The sequence below is a fragment of the Corallococcus carmarthensis genome (assembly GCF_003611695.1).
GTDB lineage: Bacteria > Myxococcota > Myxococcia > Myxococcales > Myxococcaceae > Corallococcus > Corallococcus carmarthensis.
The window spans coordinates 1-572 of sequence record NZ_RAWE01000483.1 but is presented as its reverse complement, the minus strand read 5'-3'; the positions used below and the strand labels follow the sequence as shown (position 1 = coordinate 572).

Annotated in this window: 1 protein-coding gene; it reads left to right on the top strand. The window is 71.3% G+C overall.

The annotated features are described in order from the left end of the window. On the top strand, window positions 1-572 hold a 572-nt coding region (locus D7X32_RS44595), incomplete at both ends, for an AMP-binding protein (protein WP_147450543.1).

The window sequence follows — 572 nt, the reverse complement described above, 5'->3', positions numbered from 1 at the left end:
ACGAGGCCCGCGCCGACGTGGGCGAGCTCGTCAATCGCATCCAGAAGGACTCGCTGGACGTCCTCGACTGCTCGCCCGCGCACCTGCGCCTGTTGCTGGACGAAGGCCTGCTGGAGCGCCAGTCCATCCCCCGCCGCGTCCTCGTGGGCGGTGAAGCGGTGGACCCCGCCACCTGGCGTCACCTCGCCCAGGCCCCGCGCCCGCGCGTCTTCAACGTCTACGGTCCCACCGAGTGCACCGTCGACGCCACCGCCTGCGCCTTCGACGCCTCTCCCACGCCCACCATCGGCAGGCCCCTCCCCAACGTGCGCGTCTATGTGCTGGACCGCACGCTGCGCCCGGTGCCCGTCGGTGTCGCGGGTGAGTTGTTCATCGGCGGCGAGGGCGTCGCCCGCGGCTACCTCAACCGTCCTGAGCTGACGGCGGACCGCTTCATCCCGGATGGCTTCTCCTCCAAGCCCGGTGCCCGCCTCTACCGCACCGGAGACGTGGTGCGCTGGCGTGCCGACGGGATGCTCGACTACCTGGGCCGCGCCGACTTCCAGGTGAAGGTGCGTGGCTTCCGCATCGAG